This is a genomic window from Pseudomonas putida (assembly GCF_028682455.1).
GTDB classification, from domain to species: domain Bacteria; phylum Pseudomonadota; class Gammaproteobacteria; order Pseudomonadales; family Pseudomonadaceae; genus Aquipseudomonas; species Aquipseudomonas putida_AA.
Window position 1 is genome coordinate 15072 of sequence record NZ_JANHLD010000005.1, and the last position, 15143, is coordinate 30214.

Sequence of the window (15143 nt, forward strand, 5' to 3'; positions counted from 1 at the left end):
ACCTCGATTAACGGTGTAGCCATGAGATTGGGCAAGCCCTATCCTACGACCACGACCGATATGCCTGTTCAAATGTGTTGTGCGACAAGGCATGTCTTTCTAGTCATCCGGTGAATCTTGTGGTGAGAAGGAACCGGATGGCGGGTTTGGTGGCGCGACTGCGCCGTCATCGCTGAGCTGGGGAAATTCTTGTGGTGAGAGGCCCCAGCTCAGCAGTCTCCTTCAGGTTTCGGCTTACGCCGGCTACCTACCGGGCGAATTTCAATTGCGGTGTACCCGCCGCATCCATCGCTACGCACGCGAATGTCACGCTCTGAATTAAGCATCTGGGATACCGCGCTCTGCGAGACGCCCAACACCCGCGCCAACTCGGGCTGCGTCTTACCTTGCGCAAACTCACGTAGAGGCATTCCTAAGTCATTCATCATCCACCTGTCTGGTTGTGATTCGACCGAAATATTAGTGTTACTTTTTTATCATGGCAAGCGATAATAATCGTAACACTATTTTTAAAAAATCAGTTTTGCTTATAGTCTGGAATGATGAACAGAACTGATACCAGCACCAAGTCCGAAGCCGCAGACGACCCAACGAAGGAGGTCGAGCAGGCTGTTCGTGAAGAGGAAGCCAGAAAACTCAAGGCGATTTACCAGGAGAGGAAACGCGCTCGCCCCTCTCTGACGCAGGATCAGGTTGCTGATCTGTGCGGTTGGTCAGGCCAGAGCGTTGTCAGCCAGTACCTCAATGGAAAAATCCCGCTAAACCTTACGGCGCTGCTGAAGCTATCCAGCGCCCTGGACTTTGCTCCATCAGAGGTGAGCCCTCGACTGGCATCAACACTTACAAGCCAGGTCGGCTTCACCGCAACACCAATAGAAAATCACCGGATCGCGTCTCTAGACCCATCTACCACCCTGCAGCTCATTGAGGTGTGGGACGATGAAACATCGCTTGGGGAGGATGAAGTAGAGCTGCCGTTTTTTAAGGAAGTTGAACTCTCCGCAGGCAAGGGATCCGAAGTGATGCTGGAAACGCATGGACGTAAACTACGTTTCGGCAAACGCACCCTGCAAAGGAAGAATATCGACCCAAGCGCTGCAGGATGCGTCCCCGTAACTGGAAACAGCATGGAGCCGGTACTGCCAGACGGAAGCACCGTTGGTGTCGACACCACCGCTGTTGCGGTCCAGGACGGAAAAATGTACGCCATTGACCATAACGGTCAGCTCCGTGTGAAGCTCCTTTACCGAGTCCCCGGCGGCGGCCTCAGACTCAGGAGTTACAACGACTCCGAACACCCCGATGAACGCTACGACGGCGATTACGTAAATCAACACATCAGGATCATCGGAAAAGTCTTCTGGTATTCAGTCCTACTATGAGTAATCAAGGCCGCGCAATGCGGCCTTTCTTTTGGCTTCAGTCGAAATATTCGTAACACTGTTGACTGAATTCATCAGTAACACTAATCTCTGCTCGAACCCTCTTCTCACCACAGAGATTCGAGCTATGCCAAACGCACTATCCCGCAGCGCCTGCAAGGTCTATCTGCACCCCACCGCCAGTAGCAACCGGTCGACCGTAGATACTATTCAACGTCGCACCGGCCTCTTGGTCATCGCCACCCCGAATGGCCATGCCCGCGCTATTCCGGTATGCGGAGGGACCGCATGAGCGAATACATCGTTCCTCTCCGCAACGTGATGCTGCTTCAGCACGCCTTGGACCAAGGCGGCGAAACCATCTGCCCAGTTCAGCGCCCCGAAGCCACCATCAATGCCGAAGTCATGATCGAGACTGATGCCGAAACTCATCGGGTAACGGTGACGTTTGGCCCGCAGAAAGGCTCGCTCACCCTTCAGCGCGACGACACAGCCAAATACCAACATCTGCGAGACTTCATCCAGGATCTTGCCAACGGTCGCACTGAGTCTGGGCGCCAGTCCGAGCAGGCCATAGCCATGCTGGAGGCGCTGGAGCACCTGAACGGGCTCATTGATGCCAACCAGATCGCATACATCACACCTACAACGGACCCAGTCCACCCTTTCGGCGCCGTCGTGACCAACGACCAGGGGGACGTCTGTGCCGCCGCAAAGGGTACCTGCAAGGACCACCTTGCCGAGGTCATCCGCTCTCAGCTCCGGCCAAAACAAGAGGGGGGCGGGGGGCGTCCATGACCGACACATTGGCACAGCTACGCAAGCAGTTCCCCACTCCCTGTCCGACGCTGAGCGTTGTGCGAGAACACTACTTCCCGCACATCAAAACAGATCGCCGTCTGCGCGAACTGATTAAAGCCAAACGGATCGGGCTCAAGCTCAGCAAGCCGCATAACTCCGCACGAGCCAAGCCAGTGGTGTACCTACACGACCTCGCTGATTTCCTCGATACGCAAGCGAAGCAAGCGACTTAACGGCGGTCCCGGCCTGCAGGGACATTTTGCTCGGCATCATGCCCTCACCACGGCTTCATGGCTTGGTGCCAAGTGACATCTGGAGCACAACACATGCAACAGCAACACTACATCCTTGCCCTAGGCGCTTTATGGATTTTCACCCTGGCGTTCCTCCCCTTCCTGTTCACCACAGCACGTCAACGTGCTTTTGCGCATGGACTTGAGACAGGGAAGAACACGCGTAATACCGAGCTCAAACGATATGTGAAAGCGCTTGAGACGGACTTGGCCTACAAGGCGGCCGAGCTGGACGCCGCAAAGAAGAGTTTCACCCAGGCCATGAATGCTCGCCGCGACACCATCGCCGAGCTTGAAGCCCGCGTCATGTCCTACACCGGCCTGGCGGTCACCCATACCGACCACCAACTGCTGCGCAACGCCGCTGAAAGCCTCGCACTGGCATTCAAGACCTGGAGTTCGATGCCCGGTACTGAGCCTTGGCGGGGCCGAGCTACCGCGCAGGCGCATGGGCTGAATGCGCTGGCCGTTCGTATCGGCGCCGAACTGCGCATGGCACCCACTGCCGCAAAAATTGAAAGCGCAGGTGACACGGCATGACCTACCAACCAAGCATCCGTTGCCCCAAGGGCATGCAGACCCTGGCCAGACCGGCCATGTCGGCCCTCTGCGATGTGTGCAGCAAGCCACGCGTGCGCAAGGGCGGCCACGACAAGTGCTCAAAGATCCGCCAGGCAGCGGGCTTCATCATCAAACACGAGCGCAAGGCAGCACCTGCTGACACCACGCCTTTCTCTTCAGATCGCCCGCATACGCAGCCTGCCAACGGGTATAAGCACCGGAGGAACATCTAATGCCGACCAACCTCACGAGCGAAATACTGGCCGATGAAGAGATTGCAGCGATCACTGGCTACCTGCTTCCATCCCGTCAGATCGATTGGCTGAATCGGAATGGCTGGCAGCACGTACTGACTGCTGCCAGACGCCCTGTGGTTGGTCGCGTCTACGCACGCCTGAAGCTTGCCGGGGTCAAGCCATCAGCTTCCAGTGCCGTAGCTGAAACTTGGACCTTAGACTTGGCACGAGTGAGCTGATCGATGCGCTTAAAAAAAAACGCCAACCGCGACCTGCCGCCGCGAATGCTGCGGCGCGTCCGCACCCTCAAAAGCGGGAAGCAATGGATAGGTTATTACTACGATGGTCGCGACGAGAACGGGAAACGGATCGAGATCCCGCTCGGCACCGATTTGGACGTGGCAAAAATGGAATGGGCCAAGCTTGATCGTAAGGCCGTACCCAAGATTGTTCGCTTGCTTGGAGATGTCTTCAATCGATATGAACGTGACGTCGTACCCAGCAAGATGCCCCGCACGCAAAAGGACAATCTGCTTTCACTGAAGCAGCTTCGTGCCGCATTTGCCGATGCACCGATTGATGCCATCACCCCTCAGATAATCGCTCAGTACCGAGATAAACGAACAGGAAAGGTGCGGGCCAACCGCGAGATCTCCCTTCTCTCGCACATCTACAACATGGCGCGGGAATGGGGCATCACGGAAAGAGAAAATCCTGCAGCTGGTGTGCGGAAAAACAAAGAACGACCACGCGATTTCTATGCCGGACCGGAAATCTGGAATTCTGTGTACGAATGCGCTCCAGGTGAGCTGCGCGATGCAATGGACCTCGCCTATCTGACAGGTCAACGCCCCGCAGATGTGCTTTCGATGCGAGCTGCGGATTGCGTTGATGGCTACCTTCAGGTGGCTCAACGCAAAACTTCAAAAAAACTGCGGATCGCCTTTGAATCAGCGGGCCGGAAGAATGCCCTTGGAGTGCTGGTTGAAAAGCTATTACAACAACGACATGAACGTGGAATACGAAACCCTTACCTGATCACCACGCAAGATGGCAGAAACGTCACGTCTTCCATGCTACGGCTGCGCTTCGACGACGCCCGGAAAGCAGCCATCAGAACCGCAATCGATAATGCGGACTCGTTACTTGCTGCAAAAGTGCGAGAGTTTCAGTTCCGGGATATTCGACCTAAAGCAGCAAGTGAAATTGGCGATCTGGATCATGCGAGCCGCCTGTTAGGGCATACCGACAAACGAATCACCGATTTCGTCTATCGCCGACTCGGCGAGATTGTGGAACCGACTCGGTAAATCGGAGGCGAGATCCTTCTCACCTCCATCCGAGATACCATTCAGTCAGGCTTTTTCTGATCGCGAATCACTTCATCATACCGGTCGACCTGAAGCTGCATTAATCGATTGGGAAGCGTCAACGAGATGATGAACGCCAGAGTCGCCAGCGTTAGATAAATGCGCTCTACCCAAATCAGCGCGCCGTTCAGGCTATCATCTTTGCTATCACCCAAAAGGTTCCCTGCGAAAACAAACCCAAGAACAATTAGATACAGCATGAAAAGCCATTTATAGCGAGTGATCCGGCTGACAAAATTAGTTCGCTTCGCCGCAGTTTCACGCCAGACACGTGCATCAGCTTTCGGCTCCATAACCAACGTAAGTACCGTCATGAGAAAACCGGCAAGAATTGCAAACACATCTGTGATCATCGATCTCGCATCACCGCTCATATGAACCAGCGGTTGCCCCTTCCATCCGCACCAAAGACTTACAACCACGGCACCAATGAAAAAAACTATCCTGCGATAGTCGATGTCGATTTTCATTTATTGCTCCAGAAGCTTCTGCTTCTTCAGCTGCGCGTAATAAACTTCCATACCGTCCCAAATATTAACATAATTGAGAGAGCTACCGACCTTATCCGGACGTACCGTAGTGTGAAGCTTTACATCGCCTCCGGTAATAGGCGTATTTTCCCGGGTCATAATAGTGAAGCTATCCAAGTCATAGCCGTCATCATTTTCGATGATTTCCGAAGCAAGATCGACCACTGTCTCCTTCGACTCATCCGTAGCACGCGAGTTTCCTTCGAGGCCGATTTCAATCGACACCACGAGATCCTCAAGAGCCTTCTCCTCCGAACGTGTCGCATCCTTGGAGACGAGCGCAAGCAGCTCCTTGCCAACGGGTGCAAATGTCTGACCAAGCCAGCCTTCTTTTTTCTTGGGCAAACTTAGCTTATACGCACTGACATTTAAGCGAACGGACTTTACGCCTTGCTCGGTCAGCAATTTAAGCTTATCAACATTCGCAATTGGCGATAATTTAAAGCTGTCTAACTCATAGCCATATTTTTTCAGCAGCATGAAGACATACTGCCCCGCCCTAGAGGGGGTCAGCCCATGAGCGCAAAAAAGCACATTAGATCCGGAAACGAACAGGTAACACTCACCCGATTTAAACTCTCGTCCAGCGGGAGGATTTGCACCTACTTCCTCATCTTTCTTTGAAGCAGCTTTGGGTGTCAGAGTCGCGGTTTTTAGCCCTGGGGAGTACATGGCGAAATGATAGAGCCGCCCCTCGGGCAAGTCTTTGAAACGCTGGATACGGACAATTTCATCCAGTATTGAAACCTCACTCTCACCGATTGTTTTTAAATCGGAAATTTCAGCCAGTGCCTCACTGAAATCTAGCAGTTCTCTGGACTCGGTCAAAGATCGGAAATAGTAAATCCGTTTGTTAAGCTTCGCCATGACACCCTTGCTTGCGGCATGAACCTGACCGCTATTCTTTATGAAATTGACAGTATGAGCCAACAGCATGGACCAAGCATTGCTGAGGACACCAGCGGCGAAGGGTAGCCCAACGCCACCATGCAAGCAAAGGGCGTTCGAGGCCGGCATGCCGATGCGTGGAATGGATCAAGAGTGGAATACAAACGCCAGCCCGAGGCGGAAACATAGCTCATGGCAGAACGACGGTTGCGGAAACGATCGAAAAAATGCGGAAATTATCGAGCGTGAGACGAGGCGGAATCTGGAGCCCCAGAAACGCAAAAAGCCCTGAATAATCAGGGCTTTGAAGATGGCGGAAGCGTAGAGATTCGAACTCTAGGATAGTTGCCCATCGACGGTTTTCAAGACCGTTGCCTTAAACCACTCGGCCACGCTTCCTCGTATTGCGGGCGCCATAATACCGAAATGAAACAAGCTGTCAAACTCTCGATGGGGCTGTTTTGCGAGGCTCTGTTATGATCTTTGCATCTGAACGTTTCAAACCCACAGGAGTGTCGCCATGCGCGAACAGGATTATGCCGTCAACCACGGCCAGCAGGTCGAGCAGCAGGAGGTCAGCAAGGTCCTGCGCAACACATACGGACTGCTGGCTATCACCCTCGCCTTCAGTGGCGTCATGGCCTTCATCGCGCAGCAGATGCGCGTTGGCTATCCGAACATTTTCGTTGTGCTGATCGGCTTCTATGGCCTGTTCTTCCTCACCAACAAGCTGCGTGATTCTGCCTGGGGCCTGGTGTCCACCTTCGCCCTTACCGGCTTCATGGGCTTCATCCTCGGTCCTATCCTCAACCGTTACCTGGGTATGGCCGGTGGCGCTGAAGTGGTCAGCTCGGCCTTCGCCATGACCGCGCTGGTGTTCGGTGGTCTGTCGGCCTATGTGCTGATCACCCGTAAGGACATGAGCTTCCTCGGTGGTTTCATCACCGCCGGTTTCTTCGTGCTCATGGGTGCGGTGCTGGCCAGCCTGTTCTTCCAGATCAGCGGCCTGCAGTTGGCGATCAGCGCCGGTTTCGTGCTGTTCTCGTCGGTCTGCATCCTGTTTCAGACCAGCGCGATCATTCACGGTGGCGAGCGTAACTACATCATGGCGACTGTCAGCCTGTACGTTTCGATCTACAACCTGTTCGTCAGCCTGCTGCAGCTGTTCGGTTTGATGGGTCGTGATGACTGATCAGGTGAATGTGTGAGAAAGCCCGCTTCGGCGGGCTTTTTTGTGGGTGGTGTTAGAGCGGGCTCGCCCGCGATGCGATGCGACTGAACTATCGCCATGGCGGGCAAGCCCGCTCCTACAGTGGGCGTGGCGATGACAGGGATTAACCCGTAGAATGCGCTCCTTTTTTCTTCCGGGGCAGCACTCCCATGAGTTCAATCGAGCAAGGGCCCAGCGCACCTGCGCAGGTCAATGAACTGGTTCTTGGCCTTGAGGATAGGCCGCGGCCGCTGATCGCGATGCTGGCTGCGCTGCAGCATTTGCTGGCGATCATCGTGCCGATCGTGACGCCCGGGCTGTTGATCTGCCAGGCACTGGGGGTGTCCGCGCGCGATACCAACCTGATCGTGTCGATGTCGCTGGTGATCTCGGGGATTGCGACCTTTGTGCAGTGCCGTCGCTTTGGGCCGTTCGGTGCCGGGCTGCTGATTGTGCAAGGCACCAGTTTCAACTTTGTCGGGCCGTTGATCGCCGGCGGCGCGCTGATGGTCAAGCAAGGCATGCCGGTTGAAGCGGTGATGGCGGCGATTTTCGGCGTGGTGATTGCCGGTTCGTTCGTGGAGATGGGTATTTCGCGCATTTTGCCGTTCGTTAAGCGCCTGATCACCCCCTTGGTAACCGGTATCGTGGTGCTGATGATTGGCCTGACCCTGATCAAGGTAGGCCTGATCAGCATGGGCGGTGGATTTACCGCCATGGGCAACGGCACCTTCGCCAATGGCGAGAACTTGCTGCTGTCGGGCGTGGTGTTGGCCATTATCGTGGTGCTCAACCGTATTCCGGTGGTGTGGATGCGCAGCTGCGCCATCGTCATTGCCCTGGCCGTGGGCTATGCCCTGGCCGGCTACCTGGGCCGCCTGGATTTCACTGGTATGCATGAAGCCGAGCTGTTCCAGGTGCCGATGCCGCTGCATTTCGGCCTGGGCTTCTCTTGGGCGCTGTTCATTCCGATGCTGGTGATTTACCTGGTGACCTCGCTGGAAGCCATCGGTGATGTGACGGCCACCAGCAAGGTATCGCGCCAGCCAGTGGAAGGCCCGCTGTGGATGCAGCGGATCAAGGGCGGTGTGCTGGTCAACGGCGCCAACTCGTTGCTGGCCGGGGTGTTCAACACCTTCCCGAGTTCGATCTTCGCCCAGAACAATGGGGTTATTCAGCTGACCGGCATCGCTAGCCGCCACATTGGCGTGTGGATTGCCGCGATGCTGGTGATTCTCGGTCTGTTCCCGAGTGTTGCCGGGGTGATCCAGGCAGTGCCGGAGCCGGTGCTCGGCGGCGCTGCAATGGTGATGTTCGGTGCGGTGGCTGCGTCGGGGATCAATATCCTGGCCAGCATCAACCTCGACCGTCGTGCCCTGCTGATAATCGCTGTGTCACTGGCGTTGGGCCTGGGTGTGGCACAGGTACCGGAGTTCCTCGCGCACATGCCGTCGGCGCTGCGCAATGTGCTGGAATCGGGTGTTGCAACCGGCGGGATTTGTGCGTTGGTGTTGAACTGGTTCTTGCCAGAGCATAAAGAGAAGGTTTGAGCCCTCGCGGGCCGCCCAACGGCCCTTCGCGGTGCAAGCCGCCCCCATAGAAGCCCGCAGCCGTTGCGGGCTTTTTGCTTTATGATTGGCGCAGTTTTGCTGAATGAGCCTTCCATGAAGTTCGCCATCGCGGTTTTTTCTCCGGCCCATGCGCCCTCTTCCCGTCGCGCCTTGTTGTTCGCCCAGGCGGCGCTGGCTGGCGGGCACGATATTGTCCGGCTGTTTTTCTATCAGGACGGTGTGCACAGCGCCTCGAGTAATGTGGTCACCCCGCAGGATGAGCTGGATGTGGCCGCCCAGTGGCGCGCCTTTATCAGTGAACACGGCCTCGATGCAGTGGTATGCATCGCTGCCGCCCTGCGCCGCGGCGTCCTCAACGCCGAAGAGGCGCAGCGTTATCAGCGTCCGGCGGTGAATCTGCCAGCGCCCTGGGAGCTGTCCGGCCTCGGCCAGTTGCATGAGGGCGCACAAGACGCCGACCGGCTGATCTGCTTTGGAGGCGATTGAGATGGCCAAGTCCTTGCTGATTATCAGCCGCCAGGCGCCTTGGGCTGGCCCCTCTGCCCGCGAAGCCCTGGATATTGCCCTGGCCGGCGGCGCCTTCGACCTGCCCTTGGGCATGTTGTTTCTCGATGATGGCGTATTCCAGCTCGCACCCGGCCAACAGCCTGCGCAATTGCAGCAAAAGAACCTTGCCGCCAACCTGCAGGCCCTGCCGATGTTTGGCGTCGAAGAGCTGTTCGCAGCCAGCAGCAGCCTGAAGGCGCGCGGCCTGGATGCCGACAGCTTGACCCTGCCGGTAGAGGTGCTGGATGACGCCGCGCTGGCCGCGTTGATCGACCGTTTCGACCAGGTGGTAACCCTCTGATGAGCACCTTGCATGTAATTTCCCACTCGCCGTTTGGCGACAATCGTCTGGCTAGCTGCCTGCGCTTGCTCGGCGCCCAGGACGGCCTGTTGCTGTGCGGCGATGCGGTGTATGCCCTGCAACCCGGCAGCGAGTCACTGGCCACGCTGCAGGCGAGCAACCTGCAAGGTCGCCTGTTCGCCCTCGAAGAAGACCTGCAAGCGCGCGCCATTCATGCAGATGAAGATACCCGCGCAGTCGACTACCCGGCATTCGTGGCGCTGTCGCTGGACTTTGACAAGGTCAACAGCTGGCTATGAATACCCTGACTGTTGGCACGCGCACCATCGCCCTGGACAAGGACGGTTATCTAGTCGAACTTGGCGACTGGTCGGATGAAGTCGCCCAGGCCCTGGCCGAACACGAGCAACTGGAACTGACCCCTGAACACTGGGAGGTGCTGACGCTGCTGCGTGCCTTCTACCAGGAGTTCGAGCTGTCGCCGGCCACTCGTCCGTTGATCAAGTACACCGCACTCAAGCTGGGCCCGGAAAAAGGCAACAGCCTGCACCTCAATCGCCTCTTCAAAGGCACCCCTGCCAAACTCGCCGCAAAGCTTGCGGGCCTGCCGAAGCCGACCAACTGCATATGACCGACCCTCGCCCGCTGATCACCGAAACCCCAGCCGAACACCCCTTTGCCCAGTTCGTACGCATCCTTGGCAAGGGTAAGCGTGGTGCGCGCGGACTGAACCGCGAAGAAGCCCGCGAGGCGATGGGCATGCTGCTCGATGGCAAGGTCGAGGAAACCCAGCTGGGCGCCTTCCTGATGCTGCTACGGCACAAGGAAGAAAGCCCCGAGGAGCTGGCGGGGTTCACCGAGGCCTTGCGCCAGCGTTTGCATGCCCCGCCGACTGCGGTCGATCTCGATTGGCCAAGCTATGCAGGCAAAAAGCGCCACCTGCCCTGGTACCTGCTGGCCGCCAAGTGCCTGGCTGGCAATGGTGTACGCATCCTGCTGCATGGCGGTGGTGCGCACACGGCCGGGCGTCTTTACACCGAACAGGTCCTGGAACTGCTGCACATTCCCCTGTGCCGTGACTGGAATGCCGTCTCCCTGGCCCTGGACAGCCAGCAACTGGCGTTCATCCCCCTGCAAGACTGGGCGCCGCGCCTGCAGCGCATGATCGACCTGCGCAATACCCTGGGCTTGCGCTCGCCGATCCATTCCCTGGCCCGGGTGCTCAACCCCCTGGGCGCCCGCTGCGGCCTGCAAAGTATCTTCCACCCCGGCTACCAGGCCGTGCACCGCGAGGCCAGCCGCCTGCTCGGCGACACGGCCATTGTGATCAAGGGCGATGGCGGCGAGATCGAGATCAATCCCGACACCAGCAGCCACCTCTACGGTACCGCCAACGGTGAAGACTGGGACGAGGAATGGCCGGCACTGGCGGCCCGGCGCCATGTCAAACCGGCCAGCCTCGAGCCTGGGCAACTACTGGCGGTTTGGCGTGGCGAAGCCCGCGACAGTTACGGCGAACTGGCCGTGGTAGCGACCATGGCACTGGCCTTGCGAGGCCTCGGCCAGACACGCGAAGAAGCCTTTGCTCAGGCCCAGCGCTACTGGGATCAACGCCTGGCCTGAGCGATTCATCAACGCAGTCGATCAAACAGGCGAAGACTTTGCGCTATTTGTTCGAACCCAGGCCCGTACACTGGGTTCTATATTCGAACGAATCACCAAGGAGCTACCCATGGGCCTGTTGATCGATGGACGCTGGCATGACCAGTGGTACGAAAGCAGCAAGGATGGCGCATTCCAGCGCGAAAGCACGCAGCGCCACAACTCGCTGCCCGTCGCCGAGGCCGGGCGCTATCACCTTTATGTGTCGCTGGCCTGCCCCTGGGCCCACCGCACGCTGATTTTTCGCAAGCTCAAGGGCCTGGAGGACCTGATCGATGTGTCGGTGGTCAGTTGGCTGATGGGTGAACACGGCTGGACCTTCGACCAGGGCCGGGGCTCCACCGGCGACAAACTCGAACACCTGGATTTTCTCCACCAGCGCTATACCCGTGACGACCCGCACTACAGCGGCCGGGTCACGGTGCCGGTACTGTGGGACAAACAGGAACAGCGCATCGTCAACAATGAGTCGGCGCAGATCATTCGTATCTTCAACCGTGCGTTCAACGAACTGACCGGCAATACCCTGGACCTCTACCCGGAACCGCTTCAAGCCGAGATCGACATGCTCAATGATCGAATCTACCCGGCAGTGAACAACGGCGTGTACCGCGCAGGCTTCGCCACCTCGCAGCAGGCGTACGAGCAGGCGTTCGATGAGCTGTTTGCCGAGCTGGATTGCCTGGATAAACGCCTGAGCGAGCAACGCTACCTGACGGGTGCCTACCTGACCGAGGCCGACTGGCGGTTGTTCACCACCTTGATTCGTTTCGATGCGGTGTACCACGGGCATTTCAAGTGCAACCTGCGGCGCCTGGCCGACTACCCGAATCTGACGAACTGGCTACGGGAGCTTTACCAATGGCCGGGGGTGGCCGAGACGGTCAATTTCGAGCATATCCAGAAGCACTATTACATGAGCCACAAGACCATAAACCCGAACGGAATTGTGCCCAAGGGGCCTTTGCAGGGTTTCGGGGTGGGGCATGACCGGGAGCGCTTGCCCGGTAAAGGGATCTGGGGGAAATAAAGGCGGGAATGATCGCGGGGCAAGCCCGCTCCCACAGAATTACATCGCTGTGGAAGCGGGCTTGCCCCGCGATGACATCAGGACTGCGCGCCCTCGAACCAGGCCAGCTTCTCACGCAACTGGACTACTTCGCCAACGATCACGAGCGTTGGCGCATGCACTTCGTGCTCCGCCACCAACGCAGGCAAGTCTGCCAGGGTACCCGTGAACACCCGCTGGTTCGGGGTGGTACCTTGCTGCACCAACGCCGCCGGGGTATCGGCGGCACGGCCATGACGAATCAGCTCGGCGCAGATAGTCGGCAGCCCCACCAGCCCCATGTAGAACACCAGGGTCTGGGCGGGCGCCACCAGGTCATTCCATGGCAAATTGCTGGTGCCGTCCTTCAGGTGGCCGGTGACGAAGCGTACCGACTGGGCGTAGTCACGATGCGTCAGTGGAATCCCGGCATAGGCCGAGCAACCACTGGCTGCCGTGATACCCGGCACCACCTGGAACGGAATGCCCTGCTCCGCCAGCTCCTCGATCTCTTCGCCACCACGGCCGAAGATGAAGGGATCACCGCCCTTGAGGCGCAACACCCGCTTGCCCTGGCGCGCCAGGGTGACCAGCAACTGGTTGATCTGCTCCTGCGGTACGGCGTGATCGGCGCGGCGCTTGCCGACGTAGATGCGCTCGGCATCACGACGGCACAACTCGATGATCGCCGGGGCCACCAGACGGTCGTAGAGCACCACGTCGGCCTGTTGCATCAGGCGCAGGGCCCGGAAGGTGAGCAGGTCCGGATCACCCGGGCCGGCACCCACCAGGTAAACCTCACCCGACGCCTGGTGACTGGCACCGTCGATCTTGGCCTGCAGCAAGCGCTCGGCTTCAGCGCCCTGCCCAGCCAGCTGTCGCTCGGCGATCGGGCCCTGGAATACATCTTCCCAGAAGCCGCGGCGCTGATTGACGTCCGGGTAAAGTGCCTTGACCTTGTCGCGAAAGCGCGCGCCCAGCCCGGCCAACTCGCCGTAGGCCGCCGGAATCCAGGTTTCCAGCTTGGCCCGGATCAGCCGCGCCAGCACCGGCGCATCGCCGCCGCTGGACACCGCCACCACCAGGGGTGAGCGGTCGACAATCGCTGGGAAGATCACCGAACACAGCGCTGGCGCATCGACCACATTGACCGGCACGCAGCGCTGGTGGGCATCGGCCGAGACCTGCGCATTGAGCGCCGGGTCGTCGGTGGCGGCGATGATCAGCTGGCAGCCATCCAGGTCGGTTGTCTGGTAGCCACGCCCGAGGATTTCACCACCGCTGTGCCGGGCAAGCTCGGCCAGTTGCGCTTCGATTTCAGGCGCGACCACGCGCAGCACTGCACCGGCATCGGCCAGCAGGCGGGATTTGCGCAAGGCAATCTCGCCCCCACCGACAACCAGTACACGGCTACCGCGCAGCTTGTGGAACAGCGGCAGAAACTCCATTTAACCGATGACCTCGACGCCGCCCATGTAAGGCTTGAGCACCTCTGGCACACGGATAGAGCCGTCGGCCTGCTGGTAGTTTTCCAGCACCGCAACCAGGGTCCGACCGACCGCCAGGCCCGAGCCATTCAGGGTGTGCACCAGCTCGGGCTTGCCGGTTTCCGGGTTGCGCCAGCGTGCCTGCATGCGGCGCGCCTGGAAGTCACCGCAGTTGGAGCACGAGGAAATCTCGCGGTACTTGTCCTGGCTCGGCACCCAGACTTCCAGGTCGTAGGTCTTGACCGCACTGAAGCCCATGTCTCCGGTGCACAGCGCCAGTACGCGGTAAGGCAGCTCCAGCGCCTGCAGTACGCGCTCGGCGTTGGCTGTCAGGCCTTCCAGGGCTTCCATGGATTTGCTCGGCTCGACGATCTGGACCATCTCGACCTTGTCGAACTGGTGCTGGCGGATCATGCCGCGGGTGTCACGGCCCGAAGCACCGGCTTCGCTACGGAAGCACGGGGTGTGGGCGACGAACTTGACCGGCAGTTGCTTGGCGTCGAGGATCTCGCCCGCCACGATGTTGGTCAGCGACACTTCGGCGGTCGGAATCAGGTAGAAGTCGGCCTCGCCGTCGCGGCTGATCTTGAACAGGTCTTCCTCGAACTTGGGCAGCTGGCCGGTGCCTTGCAGTGCCGGTGCCTGTACCAGGTACGGGGTGTAGGCTTCTTCGTAGCCGTGCTCGCTGGTGTGCAAGTTGATCATGAACTGCGCCAGGGCGCGGTGCAGACGGGCAATCGGGCCACGCAGCAAGGCGAAACGGGCACCCGACAGCTTGGCTGCAGTTTCGAAGTCCAGGCCGCCGCTCAGCTCGCCCAGGGCAACGTGGTCCTTGATCTCGAAGTCGAAGTTGCGCGGGGTGCCCCAGCGGCGTACTTCAACGTTGTGATCTTCGTCGGCGCCGACCGGCACGCTTTCGTCCGGCAGGTTGGGAATGCCCAGCACGATGGTATCCAGTTCCGCCTGGATGCCATCAAGTTCGACCTTGCCACTGGCGAGTTCGCCAGCCATGCGCTCGACGTCGGCCATCAGCGGCGCGATGTCTTCACCACGGGCCTTGGCCTGGCCGATGGACTTGGAACGGGCGTTACGCTCGGCCTGCAGTTGTTCGGTGCGGGTCTGCACCACCTTGCGGCGTTCTTCCAGTGCTTCGATGCGCGCGACATCCAGGCTGAAGCCACGGGAGGCCAGGCGGTCCGCCACTTCCTGAAGTTGGCCGCGTAACAGTTTGGAATCGAGCATATCGTTCTCTCGTTG

General features: G+C 58.7%; 20 protein-coding genes and 1 tRNA gene. 15 read left to right on the plus strand and 6 right to left on the minus strand.

The features are described from left to right. Positions 1-209 precede the first annotated feature (209 nt). Positions 210-428, minus strand: a complete 219-nt coding sequence (locus NPS58_RS29745) for a Cro/CI family transcriptional regulator (RefSeq protein WP_425313149.1) — start codon at positions 426-428, stop codon at positions 210-212. Between the two features lie 114 nt (positions 429-542). On the opposite strand from NPS58_RS29745, the gene NPS58_RS27000 reads away from it, so the two are divergent. The 7 genes from NPS58_RS27000 (at position 543) to NPS58_RS27030 (ending at position 4583) form a co-directional block, all read left to right on the plus strand. After that, positions 543-1382 carry a LexA family transcriptional regulator gene (locus tag NPS58_RS27000; RefSeq protein ID WP_274118276.1) on the plus strand — a complete coding sequence of 280 codons (840 nt, stop codon included), beginning with the start codon at positions 543-545 and terminating at the stop codon, positions 1380-1382. A 288-nt stretch (positions 1383-1670) separates the two neighbouring features. Then, positions 1671-2180 carry a hypothetical protein gene (locus NPS58_RS27005; RefSeq protein WP_274118277.1) on the plus strand — a complete coding sequence of 170 codons (510 nt, stop codon included), beginning with the start codon at positions 1671-1673 and terminating at the stop codon, positions 2178-2180. Continuing rightward, a complete protein-coding gene (locus tag NPS58_RS27010; protein WP_274118278.1) occupies positions 2177-2416 on the plus strand; it encodes a pyocin activator PrtN family protein in 240 nt (79 codons plus the stop codon). The genes NPS58_RS27005 and NPS58_RS27010 overlap by 4 nt, the downstream gene beginning before the upstream one ends. A 93-nt stretch (positions 2417-2509) precedes the next feature. Further along, positions 2510-3016, plus strand: coding sequence for a hypothetical protein (locus NPS58_RS27015; protein WP_274118279.1), 507 nt, complete (start codon positions 2510-2512; stop codon positions 3014-3016). Next, positions 3013-3270: a hypothetical protein gene (locus NPS58_RS27020; protein ID WP_274118280.1), complete on the plus strand. Its 258-nt coding sequence runs from the start codon at positions 3013-3015 to the stop codon at positions 3268-3270. Before NPS58_RS27015 ends, NPS58_RS27020 begins: the two co-directional genes overlap by 4 nt. Then, positions 3270-3512, plus strand: a complete 243-nt coding sequence (locus NPS58_RS27025; protein WP_274118281.1) for a DUF4224 domain-containing protein — start codon at positions 3270-3272, stop codon at positions 3510-3512. The genes NPS58_RS27020 and NPS58_RS27025 overlap by 1 nt, the downstream gene beginning before the upstream one ends. 3 nt (positions 3513-3515) lie before the next feature. After that, complete coding sequence (locus NPS58_RS27030) at positions 3516-4583, plus strand: tyrosine-type recombinase/integrase (RefSeq protein WP_274118282.1); 1068 nt, start codon at positions 3516-3518, stop codon at positions 4581-4583. Positions 4584-4624: 41 nt separating this feature from the next. Here NPS58_RS27030 and NPS58_RS27035 read toward each other — a convergent pair whose 3' ends face one another. The 3 genes from NPS58_RS27035 to NPS58_RS27045 form a co-directional block, all read right to left on the minus strand. Further along, complete coding sequence (locus NPS58_RS27035) at positions 4625-5113, minus strand: hypothetical protein (protein WP_274118283.1); 489 nt, start codon at positions 5111-5113, stop codon at positions 4625-4627. Continuing rightward, a complete protein-coding gene (locus NPS58_RS27040; protein ID WP_274118284.1) occupies positions 5114-6190 on the minus strand; it encodes a hypothetical protein in 1077 nt (358 codons plus the stop codon). A gap of 182 nt (positions 6191-6372) precedes the next feature. After that, positions 6373-6460: transfer RNA gene (locus tag NPS58_RS27045), tRNA-Ser, on the minus strand. A gap of 121 nt (positions 6461-6581) precedes the next feature. Between NPS58_RS27045 and NPS58_RS27050 the strand changes: the two genes are divergently transcribed. The 8 genes from NPS58_RS27050 to NPS58_RS27085 all read left to right on the plus strand — a co-directional run bounded on the left by NPS58_RS27050 (position 6582) and on the right by NPS58_RS27085 (position 12381). Further along, positions 6582-7253 (plus strand): Bax inhibitor-1/YccA family protein, encoded by a 672-nt coding sequence (locus NPS58_RS27050; protein WP_028944268.1) that lies wholly within the window; start codon positions 6582-6584, stop codon positions 7251-7253. A 188-nt stretch (positions 7254-7441) separates the two neighbouring features. Next, positions 7442-8821 (plus strand): nucleobase:cation symporter-2 family protein, encoded by a 1380-nt coding sequence (locus tag NPS58_RS27055; protein WP_274118285.1) that lies wholly within the window; start codon positions 7442-7444, stop codon positions 8819-8821. A gap of 114 nt (positions 8822-8935) precedes the next feature. Further along, on the plus strand, positions 8936-9328 hold the full coding sequence (gene tusD / locus NPS58_RS27060; RefSeq protein ID WP_274118286.1) for a sulfurtransferase complex subunit TusD: 393 nt from the start codon (positions 8936-8938) through the stop codon (positions 9326-9328). 1 nt (position 9329) lies between these two features. Continuing rightward, positions 9330-9689: a sulfurtransferase complex subunit TusC gene (gene tusC / locus NPS58_RS27065; RefSeq protein ID WP_274118287.1), complete on the plus strand. Its 360-nt coding sequence runs from the start codon at positions 9330-9332 to the stop codon at positions 9687-9689. Continuing rightward, complete coding sequence (gene tusB, locus NPS58_RS27070; protein WP_274118288.1) at positions 9689-9988, plus strand: sulfurtransferase complex subunit TusB; 300 nt, start codon at positions 9689-9691, stop codon at positions 9986-9988. Before tusC ends, tusB begins: the two co-directional genes overlap by 1 nt. Beyond that, positions 9985-10320 (plus strand): TusE/DsrC/DsvC family sulfur relay protein, encoded by a 336-nt coding sequence (locus NPS58_RS27075; RefSeq protein ID WP_274118289.1) that lies wholly within the window; start codon positions 9985-9987, stop codon positions 10318-10320. The genes tusB and NPS58_RS27075 overlap by 4 nt, the downstream gene beginning before the upstream one ends. Beyond that, entirely contained in the window at positions 10317-11312 is a 996-nt protein-coding gene (locus NPS58_RS27080; protein ID WP_425313150.1) for a glycosyl transferase family protein, read from the plus strand. Before NPS58_RS27075 ends, NPS58_RS27080 begins: the two co-directional genes overlap by 4 nt. Before the next feature lie 109 nt (positions 11313-11421). Then, positions 11422-12381 (plus strand): glutathione S-transferase family protein, encoded by a 960-nt coding sequence (locus NPS58_RS27085; protein ID WP_274118290.1) that lies wholly within the window; start codon positions 11422-11424, stop codon positions 12379-12381. A gap of 77 nt (positions 12382-12458) precedes the next feature. Here the strand turns inward: NPS58_RS27085 and cysG are convergent, their stop codons facing one another. Further along, a complete protein-coding gene (gene cysG / locus NPS58_RS27090) occupies positions 12459-13847 on the minus strand; it encodes a siroheme synthase CysG (protein ID WP_274118291.1) in 1389 nt (462 codons plus the stop codon). Beyond that, the gene (gene serS / locus NPS58_RS27095; RefSeq protein WP_274118292.1) at positions 13848-15128 is read right to left on the minus strand and encodes a serine--tRNA ligase; all 1281 of its coding nucleotides are present in this window, start codon (positions 15126-15128) and stop codon (positions 13848-13850) included. Positions 15129-15143: the final 15 nt, after the last annotated feature.